This is a genomic window from Rhizobium rhododendri, assembly GCF_007000325.2.
Taxonomy (GTDB): Bacteria; Pseudomonadota; Alphaproteobacteria; order Rhizobiales; family Rhizobiaceae; genus Rhizobium; species Rhizobium rhododendri.
On sequence record NZ_CP117267.1, the window covers coordinates 1,101,570 to 1,125,667 of the forward strand.

A 24,098-nucleotide genomic window follows, 5' to 3' on the forward strand; every position below is an offset into this window, starting at 1 on the left:
CGCCATCACGTTTTCGTTTGGCCTGGCAGGGACGATTCCGCCGCAATCTGCGGTTATTGTCGTTTTAAGGCGTCAGTCCGGTTCCCGGGAATTTTCCGGTACTGATCGCATTTGGGGGCGTTTCGCCCAAGAAGGAGACAGGCATGAACCAAGAGGTCATGAATCTTTTCAATCCGCAGGTGCCTGCACAGAACTTCGATTCAATTCGAATTTCCATCGCATCGCCGGAGAAGATCCTCTCCTGGTCGTACGGCGAGATCAAGAAGCCAGAAACAATCAACTATCGTACGTTCAAGCCTGAACGCGATGGTCTGTTCTGCGCGCGGATCTTCGGACCGATCAAGGACTACGAATGCTTGTGCGGCAAGTACAAGCGCATGAAGTACAAGGGCATCATCTGCGAAAAGTGCGGCGTCGAAGTCACGCTGTCGCGCGTTCGGCGCGAGCGCATGGGTCATATCGAACTGGCTGCACCCGTTGCCCACATCTGGTTCCTGAAGTCGCTGCCATCGCGCATCTCGACGCTGCTCGACATGACGTTGAAAGACGTTGAACGCGTCCTGTACTTCGAAAACTATATCGTCACCGAGCCAGGCCTGACTGCTCTGAAAGAGCATCACATGCTCTCGGAAGAAGAGTACATGCTTGCCGTTGACGAATACGGCGAAGACCAGTTCACTGCGATGATCGGCGCCGAAGCCATCTTCGAATTGCTGGCATCCATGGATCTCGAAAAGATCGCCGGCGATCTGCGCCAGGATCTTGCCGACACCACGTCGGACCTGAAGCAGAAGAAGCTGATGAAGCGTCTCAAGATCGTTGAGAACTTCATGGAATCCGGCAATCGCCCGGAATGGATGATCATGAAGATCGTTCCCGTGATCCCGCCGGACCTGCGTCCGCTGGTACCGCTGGACGGCGGTCGCTTTGCGACCTCCGACCTGAACGATCTGTATCGCCGCGTCATCAACCGCAACAACCGCCTGAAGCGCCTGATCGAGCTTCGTGCGCCTGGCATCATCATCCGCAACGAAAAGCGCATGCTGCAGGAATCCGTCGATGCGCTGTTCGACAACGGCCGTCGCGGTCGCGTCATCACGGGTGCCAACAAGCGTCCGCTGAAGTCGCTCTCCGACATGCTGAAGGGCAAGCAGGGTCGTTTCCGCCAGAACCTTCTCGGTAAGCGCGTCGACTATTCCGGCCGTTCGGTTATCGTCACCGGTCCGGAACTGAAGCTCCACCAGTGCGGCCTGCCGAAGAAGATGGCGCTCGAACTGTTCAAGCCGTTCATCTACGCCCGTCTCGACGCCAAGGGTTACTCCTCGACCGTCAAGCAGGCGAAGAAGCTGGTCGAGAAGGAAAAGCCGGAAGTCTGGGATATCCTCGACGAGGTCATCCGCGAGCACCCGGTTCTCTTGAACCGCGCTCCGACGCTTCACCGTCTCGGCATCCAGGCGTTTGAGCCCATGCTGGTCGAAGGCAAGGCCATCCAGCTGCATCCGCTCGTCTGCACGGCCTTCAACGCCGACTTCGACGGCGACCAGATGGCCGTTCACGTGCCGCTCTCGCTGGAAGCCCAGCTTGAAGCACGCGTCCTGATGATGTCGACCAACAACATCCTGCACCCTGCAAACGGCGCACCGATCATCGTGCCGTCGCAGGACATGGTTCTCGGCCTCTACTATCTGTCGATCATGAACCAGAACGAGCCGGGCGAAGGCATGGCCTTCTCGGATCTCGGCGAGCTGCATCATGCCCTTGAAAACAAGGTCGTCACGCTGCACTCCAAGGTGCGTGGCCGCTTCAAGTCGATCGACGAAGAGGGCAAGCCTTACTCTAAGATCTATGAAACGACGCCTGGCCGCATGCTCATCGGCGAACTTCTGCCAAAGGCATTCAAGGTTCCTTACGAAACCTGCAACCAGGAAATGACCAAGAAGAACATCTCCAAGATGATCGACACGGTCTATCGTCACTGCGGCCAGAAGGACACGGTCATTTTCTGCGACCGTATCATGCAGCTCGGCTTCGCTCACGCCTGCCGCGCCGGCATCTCGTTCGGCAAGGACGACATGGTCATTCCGGAAACCAAGGCCAAGATCGTCGGTGACACCGAAAGCCTGGTGAAGGAATACGAACAGCAGTACAATGACGGCCTGATTACCCAGGGCGAAAAGTACAACAAGGTCGTAGACGCATGGGGCAAGGCTACCGAAAAGGTCGCTGAAGACATGATGGCCCGGATCAAGGCCGTCGAGTTCGATGAGGCTACCGGTCGCCAGAAGCCGATGAACGCGATTTACATGATGTCCCACTCCGGTGCCCGCGGTTCTCCGAACCAGATGCGCCAGCTGGGTGGTATGCGCGGCCTGATGGCTAAGCCTTCGGGCGAAATCATCGAGACGCCGATCATCTCGAACTTCAAGGAAGGCCTGACCGTTAACGAGTACTTCAACTCGACCCACGGCGCCCGCAAGGGTCTTGCAGACACCGCCCTGAAGACAGCCAACTCCGGTTACCTGACGCGCCGTCTCGTTGACGTTGCGCAGGATTGCATCGTCACGCACGTCGATTGCGGTACAGAATCGGGCCTCACCATGACCGCCATCGTCGATGCCGGTCAGGTGGTTGCCTCCATCGGTGCCCGTATCCTCGGTCGTACGGCGCTGGACGATATCGATCACCCGGTCACGGGCGAGCGCATCGTCGATGCCGGCAAGATGATCCTCGAGCCAGATGTCATCGAGATCGAAAAGGCCGGCATCCAGTCGATCCGTATTCGTTCTGCCCTGACCTGCGAAATCCAGACGGGCGTTTGCGGCGTCTGCTACGGCCGAGATCTCGCCCGTGGTACGCCGGTCAACATCGGTGAAGCTGTCGGCGTCATCGCCGCGCAGTCGATCGGTGAACCAGGCACCCAGCTGACCATGCGTACCTTCCACTTGGGCGGCACGGCCACCGTGGTCGACCAGTCGTTCCTCGAAGCGTCCTACGAAGGTACGGCGCAGCTGAAGAACCGCAACATGCTGCGCAACTCTGACGGCGTTCTCGTCGCCATGGGCCGCAATATGACGATCCAGATCCTTGACGAACGCGGTGTCGAGCGCTCCTCGCAGCGCGTCGCCTACGGTTCGAAGATCTATGTGGATGACGGTGACAAGGTTCGTCGTGGACAGCGCCTCGCAGAGTGGGACCCCTACACACGTCCGATCATGACGGAACTGGCTGGTACGGTTCAGTTCGAAGACGTTGTCGACGGTCTGTCCGTTCTGGAAGCCACCGACGAAGCGACCGGCATCACCAAGCGTCAGGTCATCGACTGGCGTTCGACCCCACGCGGTTCGGACCTCAAGCCGGCGATCGTCATCAAGGACGCCAGCGGCAATGTTGCAAAACTGCCCCGCGGTACGGATGCCCGCTTCTTCCTCTCCGTCGATGCGATCCTTTCGGTCGAGCCCGGCCAGAAAGTATCCCAGGGTGACGTTCTTGCCCGCTCGCCGCTGGAAAGCGCCAAGACCAAGGACATCACCGGCGGTCTGCCGCGCGTCGCCGAATTGTTCGAAGCCCGTCGTCCGAAGGACCACGCTGTCATCGCCGAAATCGATGGCACGATCCGTCTCGGCCGCGACTACAAGAACAAGCGTCGCGTTATCATCGAGCCTGCGGAAGACGGCGTCGAGCCAGTCGAATACCTGATCCCGAAGGGCAAGCCCTTCCATCTTCAGGACGGCGACTACATCGAAAAGGGTGATTACATCCTCGACGGTAACCCGGCACCGCACGACATCCTGGCGATCAAGGGCGTCGAGGCACTTGCCTCGTACCTGGTCAACGAAATCCAGGAAGTCTATCGTCTGCAGGGCGTTGTCATCAACGACAAGCACATCGAAGTGATTGTTCGTCAGATGCTGCAGAAGGTGGAAATCACCGATGCGGGAGACAGCCACTATATCGTCGGCGACAACGTCGACCGTATCGAGCTGGAAGACAACAACGACCGCTTGATCGAGGAAGGCAAGAAGCCTGCTTACGGCGATCCGGTTCTGCTCGGCATCACAAAGGCGTCGCTGCAGACGCCGTCCTTCATCTCCGCCGCGTCCTTCCAGGAAACGACGAAGGTGCTGACGGAGGCTGCAATCGCCGGCAAGACCGATGGCCTGCAGGGCCTGAAGGAAAACGTCATCGTCGGCCGCCTCATCCCGGCCGGTACCGGTGGTACAATGACGCAGATCCGCCGCATCGCCACGGCGCGCGACGAACTGATCCTCGAAGAGCGCCGCAAGGGCTCCGGATCGGCCGTCGCCACGCCGATGCTGCAGAACCTCAACGAAAAGGCCCCAGCCGCCGAGTAATCGGCGACAGGGTCCAGACACAAAAACACCGCCCGGAGCGATCCGGGCGGTGTTTTGCGTTTTCGTGTTCGCTTAATGACGCGGCAGAGATTGGTAGCGTTGGGGTATCAGGCCAACTCCGCCGTCATCCTCGGGCTTGTCCCGAGGATCTGCAATGATTTGAAATCGCCGGTAGATTGGATCCTCGGGACAAGCCCGAGGATGACGGACGGTGCTGATGATAAAAGAAAGGGCTGCCCGGTTTGCCGGCGGCCCAATCACATAAACTTCGGCTATCTCACATGCCGAGCGCGGTACGCAACTCGGCCTTGGCCGCTTCGAATTCCGTCTTGTAGTCGTCATGAGTCATGATCGTCGATGCGATGACCGTGCCGGAGATGCGGCCGGCTTCGATATCGGTGGCGTAATGGATACCGCCAACCATGCGGTTATGGCCATATTCCCAGGCGCGGGCCATCAGCGCGGCTTTCTTTTCCGGCAGCATGTTGGAAAGCACGATCCCCATCAGGGTGCCGATTGTCGTATGGCCGGATGGATAGGAGCCGGACTTCGACAGCGGCACGACCGGGTGCACGAGATCGCTGTAGAGATGCGGGCGAGGGCGGTTCCAGACCTTCTTGGCGGGATCGGTGACAGCGCCTTCGGTTTCGACGATGCGATCGAAGAAGGCCGTGAACTTCGGCAGGTTTTCCTTGGTGAACTTCGGGCTGTCGATGACATCGGCAAAGCGCCAGACATTTTCCTCCGCGTCGGCAACGGCGCGAGCCGACTGCTCCGGTGTGCGGGTAACCTGAAGGGTCAGGATCTCGGCGAGCTCGGCCCTCATCTGGGCAGAGTCATTGGCCGGTGGCGGTGGTAGCAGCACCAGGAGGTTGACCTCAGTGGCGTCGGTAAACGGCTTGGCCTTGGCATCCTCGGCAAACGAGGGCAGGGCGATACCGATGGTGAAGGCAAGGCTGATGGCGCAGATCTTGGCAAAGTGTTGCATGGTGGCTCCCCTGATGCAGTGACACGCTGCGCAGGTATCAAGGGAGTGTTTTAGCTGTGTGACAGTTTTGTTGGGGGATGGTAGCGGGCAAGATAGATCGGACGCTAGGATACGCATAGCCCCTTAAATCAGGACCTTCAGCGCATCCGGCTCCATTGCATTCACCTGAATCGGATAATCGCCACTTCGCCTTCGAGCGCACCGTTGTAGGCCGATGCGTGGGGCTCCTCGGTGGGGACTTCCGTGAGCATGCCGATCTGGTCGAGATCGGCTTCGACGAAGCCTTCTTCGGAGAGGGCGTTCAGCGCCTCGCGCACGGCGGTGTCGTCGTCTGCTGCCCGCAGCATGACATGCAGTTCGACACCTTCGCCGCCATCGGTCTCGTAGCCCTTGCCGATGATGATGAAAACCATCGGGCCGTCATAGTTGTTGTCGTTGTCCGGATTGGTGATCATCGGGAAGTTCCTCAGGCGAGTCGATTCGATCTTGCGAATCTAGGGTTGCTGTAGCCCTGGCGTGCACGGCTGGTTGTCGATTCCTTATAGGCTTTCGATGCCATGCCAAAGTCTATCTTGTCACGGGAACCGCATTTCCCCTATAATTGGCCTCTAAAGCGCTGCTTTCCAGGGGTTTGGCGAGCGACGCGTCAAGATAATTTTGCGTCCGGCCTTGACGAAAGGCCTTGAAGCCAGTAGTACCCGCCCCATCAGAACAGATGTGAGGCATGGCTGTTCGGAGCGACACGCTCTGGAGATCACCTCAAACAAGGTTCTAAACGCACGTTGAATACAGGTTTTCCGCACGCATGACGCCATAGACTGGCGTCCTCTGCTTTGATGTGGTCCATCCGTGAAAGCGGGTCGGGCCACGCTTTGTGCATTACCGATACGTGTGGTGCTGCCGGAAACGGCGAATGTTATGCCCGCAAGGGTGTTGAGACAAGATTTTAAGGGATGGTTGAATGCCTACCGTAAACCAGCTGATCCGCAAGCCTCGCCAGGCACAGGTAAAGCGCAATAAGGTTCCTGCACTCCAGGAAAACCCGCAGAAGCGTGGCGTTTGCACACGCGTTTACACGACGACCCCGAAGAAGCCTAACTCGGCTCTGCGTAAGGTTGCCAAGATCCGCCTGACCAATGGCTTCGAAGTCATCGGCTACATTCCTGGTGAAGGCCATAACCTTCAGGAACACTCTGTCGTCATGATCCGTGGCGGCCGCGTAAAGGATTTGCCGGGCGTTCGTTACCACATCATCCGCGGCGTTCTCGATACCCAGGGTGTCAAGAACCGCAAGCAGCGCCGTTCCAAGTATGGCGCAAAGCGTCCGAAGTAATTTCGGGTTCAGAATTTAAGGTGCTGCGCGAGGTTCTCCGCGTGATAAGGCGCCGGCAACATTTGAAGAGACAAAACTATGTCAAGACGTCACAAAGCTGAAAAGCGCGAGATCAACCCGGACCCTAAGTTCGGCGATCTGATCGTTACGAAGTTCATGAATGCGATCATGCTGCACGGCAAGAAGTCGGTCGCTGAAACGATCGTTTACGGCGCGTTCGAAAACGTACAGGGCAAGTCCAAGCAGGACCCGCTCGTCGTGTTCCACTCTGCGCTCGACAACATCGCTCCGCACGTCGAAGTCCGTTCGCGCCGCGTCGGTGGTGCGACATACCAGGTTCCTGTTGACGTGCGCCCAGAGCGCCGCCAGGCACTTGCTATCCGCTGGCTGATCACTGCTGCCCGCAAGCGTAACGAAACCACCATGGTCGACCGTCTCTCGGGCGAACTGCTGGACGCCTCCAACAACCGTGGCAGCGCCGTCAAGAAGCGCGAAGACACGCACAAGATGGCTGATGCCAACCGTGCGTTCTCGCACTATCGCTGGTAATCTCGAACGGTATCCGAAAGGCAGTCCATTATGGCTCGCGAATATAAAATCGAAGACTACCGCAATTTCGGTATCATGGCGCATATCGACGCCGGCAAGACCACGACCACCGAGCGTATTCTTTATTACACCGGCAAGTCGCACAAGATCGGCGAAGTTCACGACGGCGCAGCCACGATGGACTGGATGGAGCAGGAACAGGAACGTGGGATCACGATCACCTCTGCTGCTACCACGACCTACTGGAAGGGTCGCGACGGCAAGACCCGCCGCTTCAACATCATCGATACTCCCGGCCACGTCGACTTCACGATTGAAGTCGAGCGTTCGCTGCGCGTACTCGACGGTGCGATTGCTCTTCTCGATGCCAACGCCGGTGTAGAGCCGCAGACGGAAACCGTCTGGCGTCAGGCTGAGAAGTACAATGTTCCGCGGATGATCTTCTGCAACAAGATGGACAAGACCGGCGCCGATTTCTATCGCTCGGTCGAGATGATCAAGACCCGTCTGGGTGCGATCGCTGTCGTCATGCAGCTGCCAATCGGCGCCGAAAGCGATTTCATCGGCGTTATCGATCTGGTCGAGATGAACGCCCTGATCTGGCGCGACGAGTCGCTCGGCGCCCAGTGGGATGTCACCGAGATTCCGGAAGACATGAAGGCCAAGGCGCAGGAATATCGCGAAAAGATGATCGAACAGGTCGTCGATATCGATGAAGCTGCTACGGAAGCCTATCTCGAAGGCATCATGCCTGACAACGAGAAGATCCGCGAACTCGTTCGTCGCGGCACCATCGACGTCAAGTTCCATCCGATGTTCTGCGGCACGGCCTTCAAGAACAAGGGCGTTCAGCCTTTGCTCGACGCCGTTGTCGACTACCTGCCTTCGCCGCTCGACATCCCGTCGATCGCCGGCATCGACGTGAAGACCGAAGCCGAAATCGCCCGTCATCCTTCGGATGAAGAGCCGCTTTCGATGCTCGCCTTCAAGATCATGAACGACCCCTTCGTCGGTTCGCTCACCTTCGCCCGTATCTACTCCGGCAAGCTCACTAAGGGCACCGCGGTCATGAACACGGTCAAGGAAAAGCGCGAGCGCATCGGCCGCATGCTGCAGATGCACTCGAATTCCCGTGAAGACATCGAAGAAGCTTTCGCTGGCGACATCGTTGCTCTCGCAGGCCTCAAGGAAACCACGACCGGCGACACGCTCTGCGATCCGCTGCACCAGGTTATCCTCGAGCGCATGGAATTCCCCGAGCCGGTCATCCAGATCGCCATCGAGCCGAAGACCAAGGGCGACCAGGAAAAGATGGGCCTCGCGCTCAACCGCCTGGCTGCTGAAGATCCTTCTTTCCGCGTCAAGACGGACGAAGAATCGGGCCAGACTATCATTGCCGGCATGGGCGAATTGCACCTCGACATCCTCGTCGACCGCATGCGCCGCGAATTCAAGGTAGAAGCCACCGTCGGCGCGCCGCAGGTTGCCTACCGCGAAACCATCACGAAGAAGCACGAGGAAGACTACACGCACAAGAAGCAGTCCGGCGGTACTGGCCAGTTCGCGCGCGTCAAGATCGTCTTCGAACCGAACCCTGATGGCGACGAATTCAAGTTCGAATCCAAGATCGTTGGTGGCTCTATTCCGAAGGAATACATCCCAGGCGTTCAGAAGGGCATCGAAAGCGTTATGTCGTCCGGTCCGCTGGCTGGCTTCCCGATGCTGGGCGTCAAGGCTACCCTCATCGACGGTGCCTTCCATGACGTCGACTCCTCGGTCCTCGCGTTCGAAATCGCCTCCCGCGCCTGCTTCCGTGAAGCAGCAAAGAAGGCCGGTGCTCAGCTTCTCGAGCCAATGATGAAGGTCGAAGTTGTTACGCCCGAAGATTATGTCGGCGACGTTATCGGCGACCTGAACTCGCGTCGTGGCCAGATCCAGGGCCAGGAAAGCCGCGGTATTGCCGTTGTCATCAATGCCAACGTGCCGCTCGCGAACATGTTCAAATACGTCGACAACCTGCGCTCCATGTCCCAGGGCCGTGCGCAGTACACGATGACCTTCGACCATTATTCGCCGGTTCCGTCGAACGTAGCCACTGAAATCCAGGCAAAGTATTCCGGTCAGAAATAACCGGAATACCAATTGACCGAAACAAGAATAATCCCGGTACGGGAAGAGATAACGGAGAGCCGAAATGGCAAAGAGTAAGTTTGAGCGCAACAAGCCGCACGTTAACATCGGCACGATTGGCCACGTTGACCACGGCAAGACGTCTCTGACGGCAGCGATCACGAAGTATTTCGGCGAATACAAGCGTTACGACCAGATCGACGCTGCCCCGGAAGAAAAGGCACGCGGCATCACGATCTCGACGGCTCACGTCGAATACGAAACGCCTGCCCGTCACTATGCACACGTCGACTGCCCCGGCCACGCCGACTACGTCAAGAACATGATCACCGGTGCTGCCCAGATGGACGGCGCGATCCTGGTCTGCTCGGCAGCCGACGGCCCGATGCCCCAGACCCGCGAGCACATCCTGCTTGCCCGTCAGGTTGGCGTTCCCGCCATCGTGGTGTTCCTGAACAAGGTCGACCAGGTCGACGACGAAGAGCTGCTCGAACTCGTTGAGCTCGAAGTCCGCGAACTTCTGTCGTCCTACGACTTCCCGGGCGACGATATCCCGATCATCAAGGGCTCGGCTCTGGCCGCTCTCGAAGATTCGGACAAGAAGATCGGCGAAGACGCCATCCGCGCTCTGATGGAAGCCGTCGACTCGTACATCCCGACGCCTGAGCGTCCGATCAACCTGCCGTTCCTGCTGCCGATCGAAGACGTGTTCTCGATCTCCGGCCGTGGTACGGTTGTTACCGGTCGCGTCGAGCGCGGCATCGTCAAGGTTGGTGAAGAAGTCGAAATCGTCGGCATCCGCGCAACGACCAAGACGACGGTTACCGGCGTTGAAATGTTCCGCAAGCTGCTCGATCAGGGCCAGGCTGGCGACAACATCGGCGCGCTGATCCGCGGCGTCACCCGTGACGGCGTCGAGCGTGGCCAGATTCTCTGCAAGCCAGGTTCGGTCAAGCCACACAAGAAGTTCATGGCTGAAGCCTACATCCTGACGAAGGAAGAAGGCGGTCGTCATACTCCGTTCTTCACCAACTATCGTCCGCAGTTCTACTTCCGCACGACGGACGTGACCGGCATCGTCTCCCTGCCTGAAGGCACGGAAATGGTCATGCCTGGCGACAACGTCACCGTTGCTGTCGAACTGATCGTGCCGATCGCCATGGAAGAAAAGCTGCGCTTCGCTATCCGCGAAGGCGGCCGTACCGTCGGCGCCGGCATCGTAGCCTCGATCGTCGAGTAATAACGGACGGCTGCCGCGCAAGCGGCAGCCGATACCGTGACAATAATATGAAGCAGGGGGCCTTGGCCGCTTGCTTATGACACGGAAATGTAGCAAATGGCGCGCAGGCGCGATTTGCGCGGTGCTTTGCATGTGGAATTCGCATGTCGAAGTGGCTTTTAAATAGAACAATAAGGTGGGCTAGGTAGCCCAAAGGCTGGATAGGGATGCCAAACACTGGTGTCCCTCTCGATCTTTGAAACCGGTGATCCGCCTTACGTCATAAGACAAACCGCATTCTCTCGAGGGCGCGGCGATAACAGACAACAAGGATAATGTCGAATGAACGGCCAGAATATCCGCATTCGCCTTAAGGCGTTCGATCATCGGATTCTCGACGCTTCTACGCGTGAGATCGTATCGACGGCTAAGCGCACCGGTGCAAGCGTCCGGGGCCCCGTTCCACTTCCGACCCGTATCGAGAAGTTTACGGTTAACCGCTCCCCGCACATCGACAAGAAGAGCCGCGAACAGTTCGAGATGCGCACGCATAAGCGCCTGCTCGACATCGTTGACCCGACCCCCCAGACAGTAGACGCGCTGATGAAGCTCGATCTCGCTGCTGGTGTCGATGTTGAGATCAAGCTCTGAGACTTACAGTCTTCGAGCTGAGTGAGAAGGATTGAACCGATGCGTTCAGGTGTGATTGCACAGAAGGTGGGAATGACGCGCGTCTATAATGACGCAGGCGAGCATGTCCCTGTTACGGTACTGCGTATGGAGAGCTGCCAGGTGGTGGCCCAGCGTACGGTCGAAAAGAATGGCTACGTCGCGGTCCAGGTTGGTTCTGGTGTGGCCAAGGTCAAGAATACCTCGAAGTCCCTGCGTGGCCACTTTGCCGCTGCAAACGTCGAACCGAAGACCAAGCTGCAGGAATTCCGGGTTTCGGAAGACAACCTGCTTGAAATCGGCGCCGAAATCACGGCTTCCCATTTCGCCGCTGGTCAGCTGGTCGATGTTACCGGCACCACGGTCGGTAAGGGCTTTGCCGGCGCTATCAAGCGTCACGGCTTCGGCGGCCTGCGCGCCACCCACGGCGTGTCCGTCTCGCACCGTTCGCACGGTTCGACCGGTTCGCGCCAGGATCCGGGCAAGGTATTCAAGAACAAGAAGATGGCTGGCCACATGGGCCAGACGCGCGTCACGACGCAGAACCTTGTAGTGGTTTCGACCGATGAAGATCGCGGTCTTATCCTGATCAAGGGTGCCGTCCCGGGCTCCAAGGGTGCCTGGATCATCGTTCGCGACGCCGTCAAGTCAGCCGCGAAGTAAGGGAGCCGAACCAATGGAATTTAACGTCAAGACCCTCGAGGGGAAAGACGCCGGGAAGGTCTCCCTTTCTGATGCGATTTTCGGCCTCCAGCCGCGCGAGGACATTCTCGCTCGCGTCATCCGCTGGCAGCTGGCAAAGAAGCGCGCTGGCACGCACAAGTCCAAGGGCCGTGCTGAAATCTGGCGCACCGGTGCCAAGATGTACAAGCAGAAGGGTACGGGCCGCGCTCGTCACCACTCCGCACGTGCACCTCAGTTCCGTGGCGGTGGTAAGGCTCACGGTCCGGTTGTTCGCAGCCACGAACATGATCTGCCGAAGAAGGTTCGCGCCCTCGGCCTGCGTCATGCTCTGTCGACGAAGTTCAAGGCTGAAGACATCATCGTTATCGATGACTTCATCGCAACGGAAGCCAAGACGAAGGTCCTGGCAAATACGTTCAATGCAATGGGCCTGACCAACGCGTTGCTCATTGGCGGTGCCGAGCTCGACGCCAACTTCAAGCTCGCAGCCGCAAACATCCCGAACATCGACTTTCTGCCGATCCAGGGCATCAACGTTTACGACATTCTGCGTCGCGGTAAGCTCGTGCTTTCCAAGGCCGCTGTCGAGGCTCTAGAGGAGCGCTTCAAGTGACCGATATTCGCCATTACGACGTGATCGTCTCGCCGTCGATCACCGAAAAGTCCACCATGGTTTCCGAGTATAATCAGGTTGTCTTCAACGTCGCCCTGACGGCTACCAAGCCGCAGATCAAGGCAGCTGTTGAAGCCCTGTTCGGCGTCAAGGTGACTGCTGTTAACACTCTGCGCCGCCTCGGCAAGACCAAGCGTTTTCGCGGTTTTGTCGGCAAGCAGAAAGACGTGAAGAAGGCGATCGTGACGCTGGCCGAAGGCCAGACCATCGACGTCTCCACAGGTCTGTGAGGAATTAGAAAATGGCATTGAAATCATTCAATCCGACGACCCCGAGCCAGCGTCAGCTGGTCATCGTCGACCGCTCGGCCCTCTACAAGGGCAAGCCGGTCAAGGCGCTGACGGAAGGTCTGTCGAAGAAGGGCGGCCGCAACAACACCGGTCGTATCACCGTTCGCTTCCAGGGCGGCGGTCACAAGCGGACCTACCGCCTCATCGACTTCAAGCGTCGCAAGTTCGACATCGAAGGTACGGTTGAACGTATCGAATACGACCCGAACCGCTCTGCCTTCATCGCTCTCATCAACTATGCCGATGGCGAGCAGCGCTACATCATCGCACCGCAGCGCCTGGCGCCCGGTGACAAGGTTATCGCTTCCGACAAGGTCGTGGACATCAAGCCTGGCAACGCCATGCCGCTGCAGTTCATCCCGGTCGGCTCGATCATCCACAACGTTGAGATGAAGCCGGGCAAGGGCGGCCAGATCGCTCGCTCCGCCGGTGCTTATGCGCAGCTGGTCGGCCGCGATGCAGGCCTCGCGATCCTTCGCCTCAACTCCGGCGAACAGCGCCTCGTACCAGGCACCTGCCTGGCTTCGATCGGTGCCGTTTCCAACCCGGACCACGGCAACACCAACGACGGCAAGGCCGGTCGTTCCGTTTGGCGCGGCAAGCGTCCGCATGTTCGCGGCGTCGTCATGAACCCGGTCGACCATCCGCACGGCGGTGGTGAAGGCCGGACCTCCGGTGGTCGCCATCCGGTGACACCTTGGGGCAAGCCGACGAAGGGTGCGCGTACGCGCTCCAACAAGTCGACCGATAAGATGATCATGCGCTCGCGCCATCAGCGCAAGAAGTAAGAGAGGAAGTCTCCAATGGCTCGTTCAGTATGGAAAGGTCCGTTTGTTGACGGCTATCTTCTCAAGAAGGCTGAGAAGGTTCGCGAAGGTGGACGCAACGAAGTGATCAAGATGTGGAGCCGTCGCTCCACCATCATGCCGCAGTTCGTCGGTCTGGTCTTTGGTGTCTACAACGGCAGCAAGCATATCCCGGTCAATGTCAACGAAGACATGGTCGGTCACAAGTTCGGTGAGTTCGCACCCACCCGTACCTATTACGGTCACGGCGCGGACAAGAAGGCGAAGAGGAAGTAACGATGGGCAAGGCAAAAACAGAACGCCGGCTCAAGGACAACGAAGCGCAGGCAGTCGCCCGCACGCTTCGTGTCAGCCCGCAGAAACTCAACCTCGTTGCTGCGCTTATCCGCGGCATGAAGGTCGAGCGCGCCTTGGCCGAGCTTGAATTTTCGCGCAAGCGGATCTCCGGAGCGGTCAAGAAGACCCTCGAATCGGCGATCGCAAACGCTGAAAACAATCACGATCTCGACGTCGACGCTCTCGTCGTCGCCGAGGCCTACGTCGGCAAGTCGATTGTCATGAAGCGCTTCCACGCTCGTGGTCGTGGTCGTGCATCGCGCGTCGAAAAGCCCTTCGCACATTTGACGATCGTCGTTCGCGAAGTGCAGCCAGCACAAGAGGAGGCCGCATAATGGGTCAGAAGATCAATCCAATCGGTTTCCGCCTTGGCATTAACCGCACTTGGGACAGCCGTTGGTTTGCAGACAACGCCGAATACGGCCAGTTGCTGCATGAAGACATCAAGATGCGCAAATTCGTCATGACCGAGCTGAAGCAGGCCGGCATTTCGAAGGTGGTTATCGAGCGTCCGCACAAGAAGTGCCGCGTCACGATCCACTCGGCGCGTCCGGGCCTGATCATCGGCAAGAAGGGTGCAGACATCGACAAGCTTCGCAAGAAGCTGGCCGACATGACGAACTCCGAAACGCACCTGAACATCGTCGAAGTCCGCAAGCCGGAAATCGATGCTGTCCTGGTCGCCCAGGGCATCGCTCAGCAGCTGGAACGTCGTATCGCTTTCCGCCGCGCCATGAAGCGCGCCGTTCAGTCGGCAATGCGTCTCGGTGCCGAAGGCATCAAGATCACTTGTGCCGGCCGTCTCGGTGGTGCTGAAATCGCCCGTACGGAATGGTATCGCGAAGGTCGCGTGCCGTTGCACACGCTGCGCGCCGACATCGACTACGGTACGGCTGAAGCCACCACCGCTTTCGGTATCTGCGGCATCAAGGTCTGGATCTTCAAGGGCGAAATCCTTGAGCACGACCCGATGGCATCTGAACGCCGTCAGGCCGAAGGCGATAGCCAGGGCCCAGCCAGCAGAGAAAACCGTCGCCGCGATCACGCCTAAGGGCGCTCGAGGTAGTTAATTCGGAGAATAGATTATGTTGCAGCCAAAGCGTACGAAGTACCGCAAGCAATTCAAGGGCCGCATCAAGGGCGTAGCCAAGGGCGGTTCTGATCTCGCATTCGGTGAATTCGGCCTGAAGGCCCAGGAACCGAATCGTGTCAACGCTCGTGAGATCGAGGCGGCTCGCCGCGCGATCACGCGTTTCATGAAGCGTGCCGGCCGTGTATGGATCCGGGTTTTCCCGGACGTACCGGTCACCAAGAAGCCGACCGAAGTCCGCATGGGTAAGGGCAAGGGCGGCGTCGAATACTGGGCATGCAAGGTCAAGCCCGGTCGTATGATGTTCGAGATCGACGGTGTCAGCGAAGAAATCGCCCGTGAGGCGCTTCGTCTGGGTTCTGCCAAGCTCTCGGTCAAGACGCGCTTCGTGCAGCGCATTGCAGAGTAAGGAAGAACAGCTATGAAAGCCGCAGATGTTCGCGCGTTCACCGCCGACCAACTCAAGGAAGAGCTAGCCAAGCTGAAGAAGGAGCAGTTCAACCTGCGCTTTCAGAAGGCCACCGGCCAGCTTGAAAAAGCCTCTCGTGTGAACGAGGTCCGCAAGGACATCGCCCGCGTGAAAACCATTGCCCGCCAGAAGGCGGCAGAAGCCAAGGCCTAAAGGAAAAATAAGATGCCGAAACGCATTCTGCAGGGCGTCGTGGTCAGCGACAAGAACGAAAAGACCGTCGTGGTTCGGGTCGAGCGCCGCTTTGCGCATCCGCTCCTCCAGAAGACGGTTCGTCGTTCTAAGAAGTACAAGGCCCACGACGAGAACAACGCATACAAGACCGGCGATATGGTTTCTATCGAGGAATGCGCGCCGATCTCCAAGGACAAGACCTGGACGGTCGTTTCCGGTCAGGTTAAGTAAGAATTTGCGGCGAGGCCTTGCGTCTTGCCGTAATTTCTATATGAAGCAGCGACGGAACGCCTGAGACTCGGGCGTTCTTTTGCTTTTAGCGCACGGAAGGTCCCATTGGGGAAACCACCCTGGCAAGATCGATCCCGCGCTGGCTGAAGCTACTGCCTTGTTTTCACTCTTCCTTTTTGGAGGGGCGCAAGCGGGTAAACAATTCCATAAGCCGGGATAGGGGGCTCTGCCCAACCATTCCGGTATAACAAGAAGGCGACCTGATATGATTCAGATGCAAACAAACCTCGACGTCGCGGATAATTCCGGCGCACGTCGTGTCATGTGCATCAAGGTGCTGGGCGGTTCGAAGCGCAAGTATGCCTCGATTGGCGACATTATCGTCGTCTCGATCAAGGAAGCTATTCCGCGCGGCCGCGTAAAGAAGGGTGACGTGATGAAGGCTGTGGTCGTTCGCACAGCTGCCTCGATCCGCCGTGCGGATGGAAGCGTCATTCGTTTCGATACCAATGCAGCAGTACTTATCGACAACAAGAAAGAGCCGATCGGCACACGTATCTTCGGACCGGTTCCGCGCGAACTTCGCGCTAAGAACCACATGAAGATCATCTCGCTCGCTCCTGAAGTTCTGTAAGGGGAGCGGTTAAAGATGCAAAAGATCCGCAAGGGCGACAAGGTCGTCATTCTGGCTGGTAAGGACAAGGGTCGTACCGGCGAAGTCATTCAAGTGATGCCGAAGGAAGACCGCGCAGTCGTTCGCGGCGTGAACATGGTAAAGCGCCATACACGCCAGTCGCAGTCGCAGGAAGCCGGCATCATCAACAAGGAAGCCTCGCTTCACCTGTCCAACATCGCGATTGTCGACAAGGACGGCAAGCCGACCCGCGTCGGTTTCCAGGTCGTTGATGGTAAGAAGGTCCGCGTGGCCAAGCGTTCGGGAGATGTGATCGATGGCTGAGGCTAAATACGAACCGCGCCTGAAGACGGAATACGTAACCCGTATTCGCGCAGCGCTGCAGGAACAGTTCTCCTACACCAACGAGATGATGATCCCCAAGCTGGACAAGATCGTCATCAACATGGGTGTGGGCGAGGCGACAGCTGACTCCAAGAAGCCGACGATTGCTGCTGCCGACCTGGCCGCAATCGCTGGCCAGAAGCCGGTCATCACTTTCGCGCGCAATTCCATCGCTGGCTTCAAGGTCCGCGAAAATATGCCAATCGGTGCCAAGGTCACGCTCCGTGGCGCCCGCATGTATGAGTTCGTGGATCGCCTGATCAACATCGCGCTTCCGCGCGTTCGCGACTTTCGCGGCCTGAACCCGAAGAGCTTTGACGGTCGTGGCAACTTCGCCATGGGCATCAAGGAACACATTGTGTTCCCAGAGATCAACTACGACAAGGTTGATCAGATGTGGGGCATGGACATCATCGTTTGCACGACGGCGACCAAGGACGACGAAGCTAGGGCTCTGCTCACAGAGTTCAACTTCCCGTTCCGCACGTAACCGTAACGACGAGCGTAGAAAAGGAAATCAAATATGGCGAAGACAAGCGCAGTTGAAAAGAACAAGCGCCGCCGCAATACGGTTGCTAACAGTGCCGCAAAGCGTGCCGCGCTGAAGGCAACCATCATGAACCAGTCCCTTCCGATCGAAGAGCGGTTCAAGGCTACCCTGAAGCTCGCATCGCTGCCGCGCGATGGATCCAAGACTCGCGTCCGTAACCGTTGCGAGATCACCGGTCGTCCGCGCGCCTACTACCGCAAGCTGCGCATGTCGCGTATCGCACTGCGTGAATTTGGCAATTTCGGCAAGGTGCCGGGCATTGTCAAGTCGAGCTGGTAAGGAGTAGCCCACATGACAATGACAGATCCATTGGGCGATATGCTCACACGCATCCGTAACGGTGCCTCGCGTCGCAAGTCGTCGGTTTCGACGCCTGCTTCCAAGCTCCGTGCACGTGTTCTCGATGTCCTTCAGTCCGAAGGTTACATTCGTGGCTATTCCGTCGTCGATTTCGGCAACGGCAAGTCCGAGCTCAGCATCGAGCTGAAATATTATGAAGGCGCATCGGTCATCCGTGAGATCGGCCGTGTGTCTAAGCCGGGCCGCCGGGTTTATGTCTCGGTCAAGTCCATTCCGCAGGTCGCGAACGGTCTCGGCATCACTATCCTTTCTACTCCGAAGGGCGTGATGGCCGACCACCAGGCTCGTGAACAGAATGTTGGTGGCGAGGTTCTTTGCTCGGTCTTCTAAGGCTGGTCTAAAGAATTTCCCTCGAAACAGACAGGTTTGAAAAAATGTCTCGTATCGGCAAGAAGCCCGTTCAGGTGCCTGCAGGAATCACGGCCACGATTGATGGCCAAAAAGTGACTGCTAAGGGCCCCAAGGGTGAACTGTTTTTCGTCGCGAATGACGATATCGGTCTCAAGCTCGAAGATAATGCGATTGTTGTGACGCCGCTCAACGACAGCAAGAATGCTCGCTCAAAGTGGGGGATGTCCCGCACGATGGTCGAAAACATCCTGGTTGGCGTCAAGGACGGTTATGAGCGCAAGCTCGAAATCAACGGCGTTGGTTACCGCGCGGCCCTGCAGGGCAAGAACCTGCAGTTGGCGCTTGGTTTCTCCCACGACGTGATTTATGAACCGCCAGTCGGAATCACAATTGCTGTGCCGAAGCCGACGGAAATCGTCGTCACCGGTATCAACAAGCAGCAGGTCGGCCAGGTGGCCGCAGAAATCCGCGAATACCGTGGCCCCGAGCCTTACAAGGGCAAGGGCGTCAAGTATGCCGGTGAGCGGATCATCCGCAAAGAAGGCAAGAAGAAGTAAGGATCACGCGAAATGGCTAGCAGGAAAGAAGCACTTGCACGTCGTGCCAACCGCGTGCGTCGTCATCTTAAGTCGGTGGCTAACGGCCGTCCGCGCCTGTCGGTTCATCGCTCTTCGAAGAACATCTACGCCCAGGTCATCGACGATGTGGCCGGCAAGACGCTTGCGTCTGCCTCCACTCTCGACAAGGATCTGCGCGGTTCTCTGAAGACCGGTGCTGACACAGCAGCGGCAACGCTCGTCGGCAAGCTCGTTGCAGAGCGCGCCTCCAAGGCGGGCGTCAACGAGGTCGTGTTCGACCGCGGCGCCTTCATCTATCACGGTCGCATCAAGGCTCTGGCCGAAGCTGCCCGTGAAGGCGGTCTCACCTTCTAATATAAATTTCCGGCCGGTGGCGTAAAGCTCCCGGCCGGATTTCGGTCTTTTCAGACCATCACCGGACCACAGGGCAGCGAAAAGCCCGATGTGGTCTTGTTGCAGTTGCCGATTGCACCCGGAAAAGAAAAAGGAAAAGGACAATGGCACAAGAAAAAAGAGGTTCTCGCGACGATCGCCAGAACCGTGACGAGCGCGATAGCGAATTCGTCGACAAGCTGGTCGCGATCAATCGCGTTGCCAAGGTCGTCAAGGGCGGCCGTCGTTTCGGCTTTGCAGCTCTCGTCGTCGTCGGCGACCAGAAGGGCCGCGTTGGCTTCGGTCACGGCAAGGCGCGCGAAGTGCCTGAAGCTATCCGCAAGGCAACGGAAGCCGCCAAGCGCGAGCTGATCTTCGTTCCCCTGCGTGACGGCCGTACGCTGCATCACGACATCCATGGCCGTCATGGCGCCGGCAAGGTTCTGCTGCGCTCTGCCAAGGCTGGTACCGGCATCATCGCCGGTGGTCCGATGCGCGCCGTATTCGAAACGCTCGGCGTTCACGACGTCGTCGCCAAGTCGACCGGTTCGTCGAACCCATACAACATGGTTCGCGCAACGTTCGACGCTCTGAAGCAACAGATCCATCCGAAGGACATCGCAGCTCAGCGCGGCATCAAGTATGCCACTCTGCAGGCTCGTCGTATTGCCTCCGGTAATGCGTCTGAAGAATAAGGGAGTTTGACCTATGGCCAAGACGACCAAGAAGACCGAAGCAAAGACCGTTACGGTCGAGCAGATCGGTAGCCCAATTCGCCGTCCGGACGTTCAGGAAAAGACTCTGATCGGCCTCGGATTGAACAAGATGCACCGTCGCCGCACTCTGGAGGATACTCCTTCGGTTCGTGGAATGATCCGTGCTGTCCAGCATCTCGTTCGCGTCGTCGACGAGAAGTAAGCCGGAGGATTCGTTATGAAACTGAATGAAATCACCGACAACGAAGGTTCGACCCACTCCCGCAAGCGCCTCGGCCGCGGTATTGGTTCGGGCAAGGGCAAGACCGGTGGTCGCGGCGTCAAGGGGCAGAAGTCCCGTTCGGGCGTAGCGATCAACGGCTTTGAAGGCGGTCAGATGCCAATCTACCGTCGTCTGCCTAAGCGCGGCTTCAACAACATCTTCAAGTCCGACTACGTCGTCGTATCGGTTGCTCGCCTCCAGGCAGCAGTCGACGCCGGCAAGCTGGACGCGAAGACGACGATCGATGCCGTGGCTCTCAAGGCTGCCGGCGTTATCCGTCGCGTCAAGGACGGCGTCCGGATCCTGTCCGACGGCGAAATCTCGGCGAAGCTGACCCTCGAAGTCGCAGGCGCTTCCAAGTCTGCTGTCGAGAAGATCGAGAAGGCTGGCGGCTCCATCAAGCTTTTGGCTGCCGCACCTGTCGCAGCTTCGGAATAATACAGACGAATTAATCGCCCGGGGTGCTTCACACCGGGCGATTTTGCTCCCATATGTGAGCTTCGGATCCTGAGTCGTGCGTTCGCGCGGGGAGGGCGATGACGGGACCTTCGGCCGGCATGCGCTCTTGCATCGCAGTCCACCCAATGCTCGACTTTTTAAACAATTTGATTACACATTCCGGACTCGGCCGATTTAGCCGGAATTGGTAGTGCGGAGATTTGCATGGCGTCTGCAGCGGAACAATTGGCATCCAATCTCAACTTTTCAACCTTTGCCAAGGCAGAGGATCTGAAAAAGCGGCTTTGGTTCACGCTCGGTGCGTTGCTTGTCTATCGCCTCGGCACCCATATCCCCCTTCCAGGCCTTAATCCTGCTGCCTATGCCCAGGCTTTCCAGGGCCAGGCGGGCGGCATCCTCGGTCTTTTCAACATGTTTTCCGGTGGCGCTGTCCAGCGCATGGCGATCTTCGCTCTCGGCATCATGCCCTACATCTCCGCTTCGATTATCGTGCAGCTGATGACTTCGGTCGTTCCCGCGCTCGAAAACCTGAAGAAGGAAGGCGAACAGGGCCGCAAGATCATCAATCAATACACGCGCTACGGCACGGTGCTGCTCGGCACGCTGCAAGCCTATGGCATCGCGGTGGGGCTTGAGAGCGGTAACGGACTTGTCGTCCAGCCCGGCGTCTTCTTTATCGTCTCCACGGTCATCACGCTGCTCGGCGGCACGATGTTCCTGATGTGGCTCGGTGAACAGATCACCTCGCGCGGTATCGGCAACGGCATTTCGCTGATCATCTTCGCCGGCATTGCAGCTGGCCTGCCATCGGCCTTGGCTGGCACGCTGGAACTCGGACGCACCGGCGCACTTTCGACCGCACTCATTCTCCTGGTCCTCGTCGTTGCCGTTGCGGTTATCGCCCTCATCGTCTTCGTGGAGCGCGCCCAGCGTCGTCTTTTGATCCAGTATCCGAAGCGCCAGGTCGGCAACCGCATGTTCCAGGGCGATACCTCGCACCTGCCGCTGAAGCTCAATACATCGGGCGTCATCCCGGCTATCTTCGCTTCCTCGCTGCTGCTTCTGCCAGCGACGCTCGCAGGTTTTGCCAACACCGCCGGAATGCCTGTCTGGGCAACGTCGATCGTCGCAGCCCTCGGCCACGGTCGTCCGCTCTACATGGTGCTCTATGCGCTGATGATCGCCTTCTTCGCGTTCTTCTATACGGCCATCGTCTTCAATCCGAAGGACACGGCCGATAATCTCAAGAAGCACGGCGGGTTCATTCCCGGCATTCGCCCGGGTGAGCGCACGGCTGAATACATTGACTATGTGTTGACCCGCATCACCGTGGTCGGCGCCATCTACCTCGTGGTTGTCTGCATTCTGCCGGAAATCCTCGTTTCTCAGACAGGCATCCCGCTCGCCCTCGGCGGCACTTCACTCTTGATCGTCGTCAGTGTGACGCTTGACACGGTAGCGCAGATCCAGGGTCACCTGATCGCGCAGCAGTATGAAGGTCTGATCAAGAAGTCGAAGTTGCGCGGAGGAAAGCGGGGGAGATGAGACTTATCCTTTTGGGACCACCGGGCGCCGGCAAGGGTACCCAGGCTCAGCGTATAGTCGAAAAGTACGGTATCCCGCAGCTCTCCACCGGCGACATGCTGCGTGCGGCAGTCTCGGCGGGCACTGAAGTCGGCAAGCGCGCCAAGGCTGTCATGGATGCCGGCAAGCTGGTGTCCGACGAGATCGTCAATGCGATCATCTCGGAGCGCATTGACGCCGAAGATTGTGCCAAGGGCTTCATCCTGGACGGCTTTCCGCGCACGCTGGTGCAGGCCGATGCCACCGAGAAGATGCTCGCTGCCAAGGGCATGCAGCTCTCGGGTGTCGTCGAGATCAAGGTCGATGACGTCGTGCTCGCGGACCGGGTTTCCGGACGCTATACCTGCGCCAACTGCGGTGCGGGTTATCACGACACCAACCTGAAGCCGAAGGTCGAGGGTGTCTGCGATCGCTGTGGTTCGACGCACTTCAAGCGCCGCCCTGACGATACGCGCGAAACCGTGGTGACGCGCATGCAGGCCTACTATAAGGAAACGGCGCCTTTGATTGGCTACTACTATGCCAAGAAAATGCTTCATTCGGTTGACGGCATGGCGGATATCGATCATGTCACAGCAGAAGTCGAAAAGATTCTCTCCAGCCTTTGAGCTTCGGAGAGTTGTTGTCGGGCCATTCAACGGCCTGACGACGATTTCGCAAAACAATTGCGGCGCATGAGTCGGTCGGACCGGTGGTCGGGGCGGGGATAAGCCAAAATAAAATTAGCGGAACAGTTGCCTTTTGGCAGTGATTCCGCTAAACACCGCGCCAACTCGCGACATAGCTGCGATCGGCGCGGACTTCCCTCGGGAATTCCGGGTTCGGTCGTTTTGACATGTTATCGACCTCGAATTGAACAGGCGGCCTCTACGGTCGCGTAACAGAGACCTTTGCCTGATGGCAAACGGAACGCAAGGAGAATAGGCGTGGCACGTATCGCTGGCGTCAACATCCCGACGGCAAAGCGCGTAGTAATTGCGCTGACCTATATTCACGGGATTGGACAGAAGTTTGCGCAGGAAATCGTTACCAAGGTTGGTATCCCGGCTGAGCGCCGCGTTCACCAGCTGACGGATGCCGAAGTCCTGCAGATCCGCGAAACAATCGACCGCGATTACCAGGTCGAAGGCGACCTGCGTCGCGAGACGTCGATGAACATCAAGCGTCTGATGGACCTGGGCTGCTACCGCGGTCTTCGTCATCGTCGCGGCCTGCCGGTTCGCGGTCAGCGCACGCACACCAATGCCCGCACCCGCAAGGGTCCGGCAAAGGCGATTGCTGGCAAGAAGAAGTAATCACCGGGCAACCGTGTGAGGGAGGCTGGCGGTTCCGCCGGCCTCTTTTGAGTTTGGCGAAGGGCCTTAGCGCCCTGCGCCGGTGTAGCCGCTGGCATTACGGCGGTGCAGAGATCCACGAAAGGGACTACTATGGGCAAGGAAGCCGTCCGCATTCGCCGTCGCGAACGCAAGAACATCTCGTCGGGCGTTGCGCACGTCAACTCGACGTTCAACAACACGATGATCACCATCACCGATGCGCAGGGCAATGCGATTGCCTGGTCGTCTGCTGGCGCCAAGGGCTTCAAGGGCTCGCGCAAGTCGACACCGTTCGCAGCGCAGATCGCCGCTGAAGATGCTGCCAAGAAGGCGCAGGAACATGGCATGAAGTCGCTTGAAGTCGAAGTTTGCGGTCCAGGTTCGGGTCGTGAGTCGGCTCTGCGCGCGCTCCAGGCTGCCGGTTTCATGATCACGTCGATCCGCGATGTGACCCCGATCCCGCACAACGGTTGCCGCCCACGCAAGAAGCGTCGCGTATAATCATCGCCAATCACACACCGGTGAGCGCCCAATAGGCG

General features: G+C 58.3%; 32 protein-coding genes. 30 read left to right on the top strand and 2 right to left on the bottom strand.

From position 1 onward, the window contains the following. Positions 1-143 precede the first annotated feature (143 nt). Positions 144-4,352, top strand: a complete 4,209-nt coding sequence (gene rpoC, locus PR018_RS05470; RefSeq protein WP_142822277.1) for a DNA-directed RNA polymerase subunit beta' — start codon at positions 144-146, stop codon at positions 4,350-4,352. Positions 4,353-4,629: 277 nt separating this feature from the next. On the opposite strand, the gene PR018_RS05475 is transcribed toward rpoC, so the two are convergent. Both PR018_RS05475 and PR018_RS05480 read right to left on the bottom strand, forming a co-directional pair. After that, a complete protein-coding gene (locus PR018_RS05475) occupies positions 4,630-5,340 on the bottom strand; it encodes an acid phosphatase (protein WP_142822279.1) in 711 nt (236 codons plus the stop codon). 161 nt (positions 5,341-5,501) lie between these two features. Continuing rightward, positions 5,502-5,795, bottom strand: a complete 294-nt coding sequence (locus PR018_RS05480) for a transcriptional regulator (RefSeq protein WP_142822280.1) — start codon at positions 5,793-5,795, stop codon at positions 5,502-5,504. Between the two features lie 506 nt (positions 5,796-6,301). Here PR018_RS05480 and rpsL point away from each other — a divergent pair. From rpsL to rpsK, 29 genes are all read left to right on the top strand, one after another. Continuing rightward, positions 6,302-6,673, top strand: coding sequence for a 30S ribosomal protein S12 (gene rpsL, locus PR018_RS05485; protein WP_003507760.1), 372 nt, complete (start codon positions 6,302-6,304; stop codon positions 6,671-6,673). A 78-nt stretch (positions 6,674-6,751) separates the two neighbouring features. Next, positions 6,752-7,222: a 30S ribosomal protein S7 gene (gene rpsG, locus PR018_RS05490; protein WP_111220676.1), complete on the top strand. Its 471-nt coding sequence runs from the start codon at positions 6,752-6,754 to the stop codon at positions 7,220-7,222. A 30-nt stretch (positions 7,223-7,252) separates the two neighbouring features. Then, complete coding sequence (fusA, locus tag PR018_RS05495; protein WP_142822281.1) at positions 7,253-9,352, top strand: elongation factor G; 2,100 nt, start codon at positions 7,253-7,255, stop codon at positions 9,350-9,352. Between the two features lie 64 nt (positions 9,353-9,416). Further along, the gene (gene tuf, locus PR018_RS05500; RefSeq protein ID WP_142822264.1) at positions 9,417-10,592 is read left to right on the top strand and encodes an elongation factor Tu; all 1,176 of its coding nucleotides are present in this window, start codon (positions 9,417-9,419) and stop codon (positions 10,590-10,592) included. Between the two features lie 321 nt (positions 10,593-10,913). Continuing rightward, positions 10,914-11,222: a 30S ribosomal protein S10 gene (gene rpsJ, locus PR018_RS05505; protein ID WP_003547547.1), complete on the top strand. Its 309-nt coding sequence runs from the start codon at positions 10,914-10,916 to the stop codon at positions 11,220-11,222. 39 nt (positions 11,223-11,261) lie between these two features. Beyond that, complete coding sequence (gene rplC / locus PR018_RS05510; protein WP_142822282.1) at positions 11,262-11,903, top strand: 50S ribosomal protein L3; 642 nt, start codon at positions 11,262-11,264, stop codon at positions 11,901-11,903. 13 nt (positions 11,904-11,916) lie between these two features. Continuing rightward, entirely contained in the window at positions 11,917-12,537 is a 621-nt protein-coding gene (gene rplD / locus PR018_RS05515; protein ID WP_142822283.1) for a 50S ribosomal protein L4, read from the top strand. After that, positions 12,534-12,827 carry a 50S ribosomal protein L23 gene (locus tag PR018_RS05520; RefSeq protein ID WP_111220680.1) on the top strand — a complete coding sequence of 98 codons (294 nt, stop codon included), beginning with the start codon at positions 12,534-12,536 and terminating at the stop codon, positions 12,825-12,827. Before rplD ends, PR018_RS05520 begins: the two co-directional genes overlap by 4 nt. An 11-nt stretch (positions 12,828-12,838) precedes the next feature. Further along, on the top strand, positions 12,839-13,675 hold the full coding sequence (rplB, locus tag PR018_RS05525; protein ID WP_142822284.1) for a 50S ribosomal protein L2: 837 nt from the start codon (positions 12,839-12,841) through the stop codon (positions 13,673-13,675). 15 nt (positions 13,676-13,690) lie between these two features. Next, positions 13,691-13,969, top strand: coding sequence for a 30S ribosomal protein S19 (rpsS, locus tag PR018_RS05530; protein ID WP_111220682.1), 279 nt, complete (start codon positions 13,691-13,693; stop codon positions 13,967-13,969). A 2-nt stretch (positions 13,970-13,971) separates the two neighbouring features. Then, positions 13,972-14,364, top strand: a complete 393-nt coding sequence (rplV, locus tag PR018_RS05535; RefSeq protein ID WP_111220683.1) for a 50S ribosomal protein L22 — start codon at positions 13,972-13,974, stop codon at positions 14,362-14,364. Then, a complete protein-coding gene (rpsC, locus tag PR018_RS05540; RefSeq protein ID WP_111220684.1) occupies positions 14,364-15,080 on the top strand; it encodes a 30S ribosomal protein S3 in 717 nt (238 codons plus the stop codon). The genes rplV and rpsC overlap by 1 nt, the downstream gene beginning before the upstream one ends. A gap of 34 nt (positions 15,081-15,114) precedes the next feature. Beyond that, positions 15,115-15,528 (top strand): 50S ribosomal protein L16, encoded by a 414-nt coding sequence (gene rplP / locus PR018_RS05545; RefSeq protein WP_111158089.1) that lies wholly within the window; start codon positions 15,115-15,117, stop codon positions 15,526-15,528. 12 nt (positions 15,529-15,540) lie between these two features. After that, complete coding sequence (gene rpmC / locus PR018_RS05550; protein WP_111220685.1) at positions 15,541-15,741, top strand: 50S ribosomal protein L29; 201 nt, start codon at positions 15,541-15,543, stop codon at positions 15,739-15,741. A gap of 12 nt (positions 15,742-15,753) precedes the next feature. Continuing rightward, the gene (gene rpsQ / locus PR018_RS05555; protein WP_142822285.1) at positions 15,754-15,993 is read left to right on the top strand and encodes a 30S ribosomal protein S17; all 240 of its coding nucleotides are present in this window, start codon (positions 15,754-15,756) and stop codon (positions 15,991-15,993) included. 265 nt (positions 15,994-16,258) lie between these two features. Then, complete coding sequence (gene rplN / locus PR018_RS05560; protein WP_111158087.1) at positions 16,259-16,627, top strand: 50S ribosomal protein L14; 369 nt, start codon at positions 16,259-16,261, stop codon at positions 16,625-16,627. A 15-nt stretch (positions 16,628-16,642) separates the two neighbouring features. Continuing rightward, positions 16,643-16,951 (top strand): 50S ribosomal protein L24, encoded by a 309-nt coding sequence (gene rplX, locus PR018_RS05565; RefSeq protein WP_111220688.1) that lies wholly within the window; start codon positions 16,643-16,645, stop codon positions 16,949-16,951. Beyond that, entirely contained in the window at positions 16,944-17,501 is a 558-nt protein-coding gene (gene rplE / locus PR018_RS05570) for a 50S ribosomal protein L5 (RefSeq protein WP_142822286.1), read from the top strand. Before rplX ends, rplE begins: the two co-directional genes overlap by 8 nt. A 33-nt stretch (positions 17,502-17,534) precedes the next feature. Further along, a complete protein-coding gene (gene rpsN, locus PR018_RS05575; protein ID WP_111220690.1) occupies positions 17,535-17,840 on the top strand; it encodes a 30S ribosomal protein S14 in 306 nt (101 codons plus the stop codon). A gap of 12 nt (positions 17,841-17,852) precedes the next feature. After that, entirely contained in the window at positions 17,853-18,251 is a 399-nt protein-coding gene (rpsH, locus tag PR018_RS05580; protein WP_003547562.1) for a 30S ribosomal protein S8, read from the top strand. A gap of 44 nt (positions 18,252-18,295) precedes the next feature. Next, positions 18,296-18,829 (top strand): 50S ribosomal protein L6, encoded by a 534-nt coding sequence (gene rplF / locus PR018_RS05585; protein WP_111220691.1) that lies wholly within the window; start codon positions 18,296-18,298, stop codon positions 18,827-18,829. 12 nt (positions 18,830-18,841) lie between these two features. Beyond that, positions 18,842-19,204, top strand: a complete 363-nt coding sequence (rplR, locus tag PR018_RS05590) for a 50S ribosomal protein L18 (RefSeq protein WP_142822287.1) — start codon at positions 18,842-18,844, stop codon at positions 19,202-19,204. Between the two features lie 143 nt (positions 19,205-19,347). After that, complete coding sequence (gene rpsE, locus PR018_RS05595; protein WP_111220693.1) at positions 19,348-19,917, top strand: 30S ribosomal protein S5; 570 nt, start codon at positions 19,348-19,350, stop codon at positions 19,915-19,917. Between the two features lie 13 nt (positions 19,918-19,930). Continuing rightward, positions 19,931-20,140: a 50S ribosomal protein L30 gene (rpmD, locus tag PR018_RS05600; RefSeq protein ID WP_142822288.1), complete on the top strand. Its 210-nt coding sequence runs from the start codon at positions 19,931-19,933 to the stop codon at positions 20,138-20,140. A 15-nt stretch (positions 20,141-20,155) separates the two neighbouring features. Next, complete coding sequence (gene rplO, locus PR018_RS05605; protein WP_111220695.1) at positions 20,156-20,638, top strand: 50S ribosomal protein L15; 483 nt, start codon at positions 20,156-20,158, stop codon at positions 20,636-20,638. Between the two features lie 225 nt (positions 20,639-20,863). Continuing rightward, the gene (secY, locus tag PR018_RS05610) at positions 20,864-22,204 is read left to right on the top strand and encodes a preprotein translocase subunit SecY (RefSeq protein WP_142822289.1); all 1,341 of its coding nucleotides are present in this window, start codon (positions 20,864-20,866) and stop codon (positions 22,202-22,204) included. Then, the gene (locus PR018_RS05615; protein WP_111220697.1) at positions 22,201-22,851 is read left to right on the top strand and encodes an adenylate kinase; all 651 of its coding nucleotides are present in this window, start codon (positions 22,201-22,203) and stop codon (positions 22,849-22,851) included. The genes secY and PR018_RS05615 overlap by 4 nt, the downstream gene beginning before the upstream one ends. Before the next feature lie 318 nt (positions 22,852-23,169). Beyond that, positions 23,170-23,538: a 30S ribosomal protein S13 gene (rpsM, locus tag PR018_RS05620; protein WP_142822290.1), complete on the top strand. Its 369-nt coding sequence runs from the start codon at positions 23,170-23,172 to the stop codon at positions 23,536-23,538. A gap of 132 nt (positions 23,539-23,670) precedes the next feature. Beyond that, a complete protein-coding gene (gene rpsK / locus PR018_RS05625; protein ID WP_111220699.1) occupies positions 23,671-24,060 on the top strand; it encodes a 30S ribosomal protein S11 in 390 nt (129 codons plus the stop codon). Positions 24,061-24,098 lie beyond the last annotated feature (38 nt).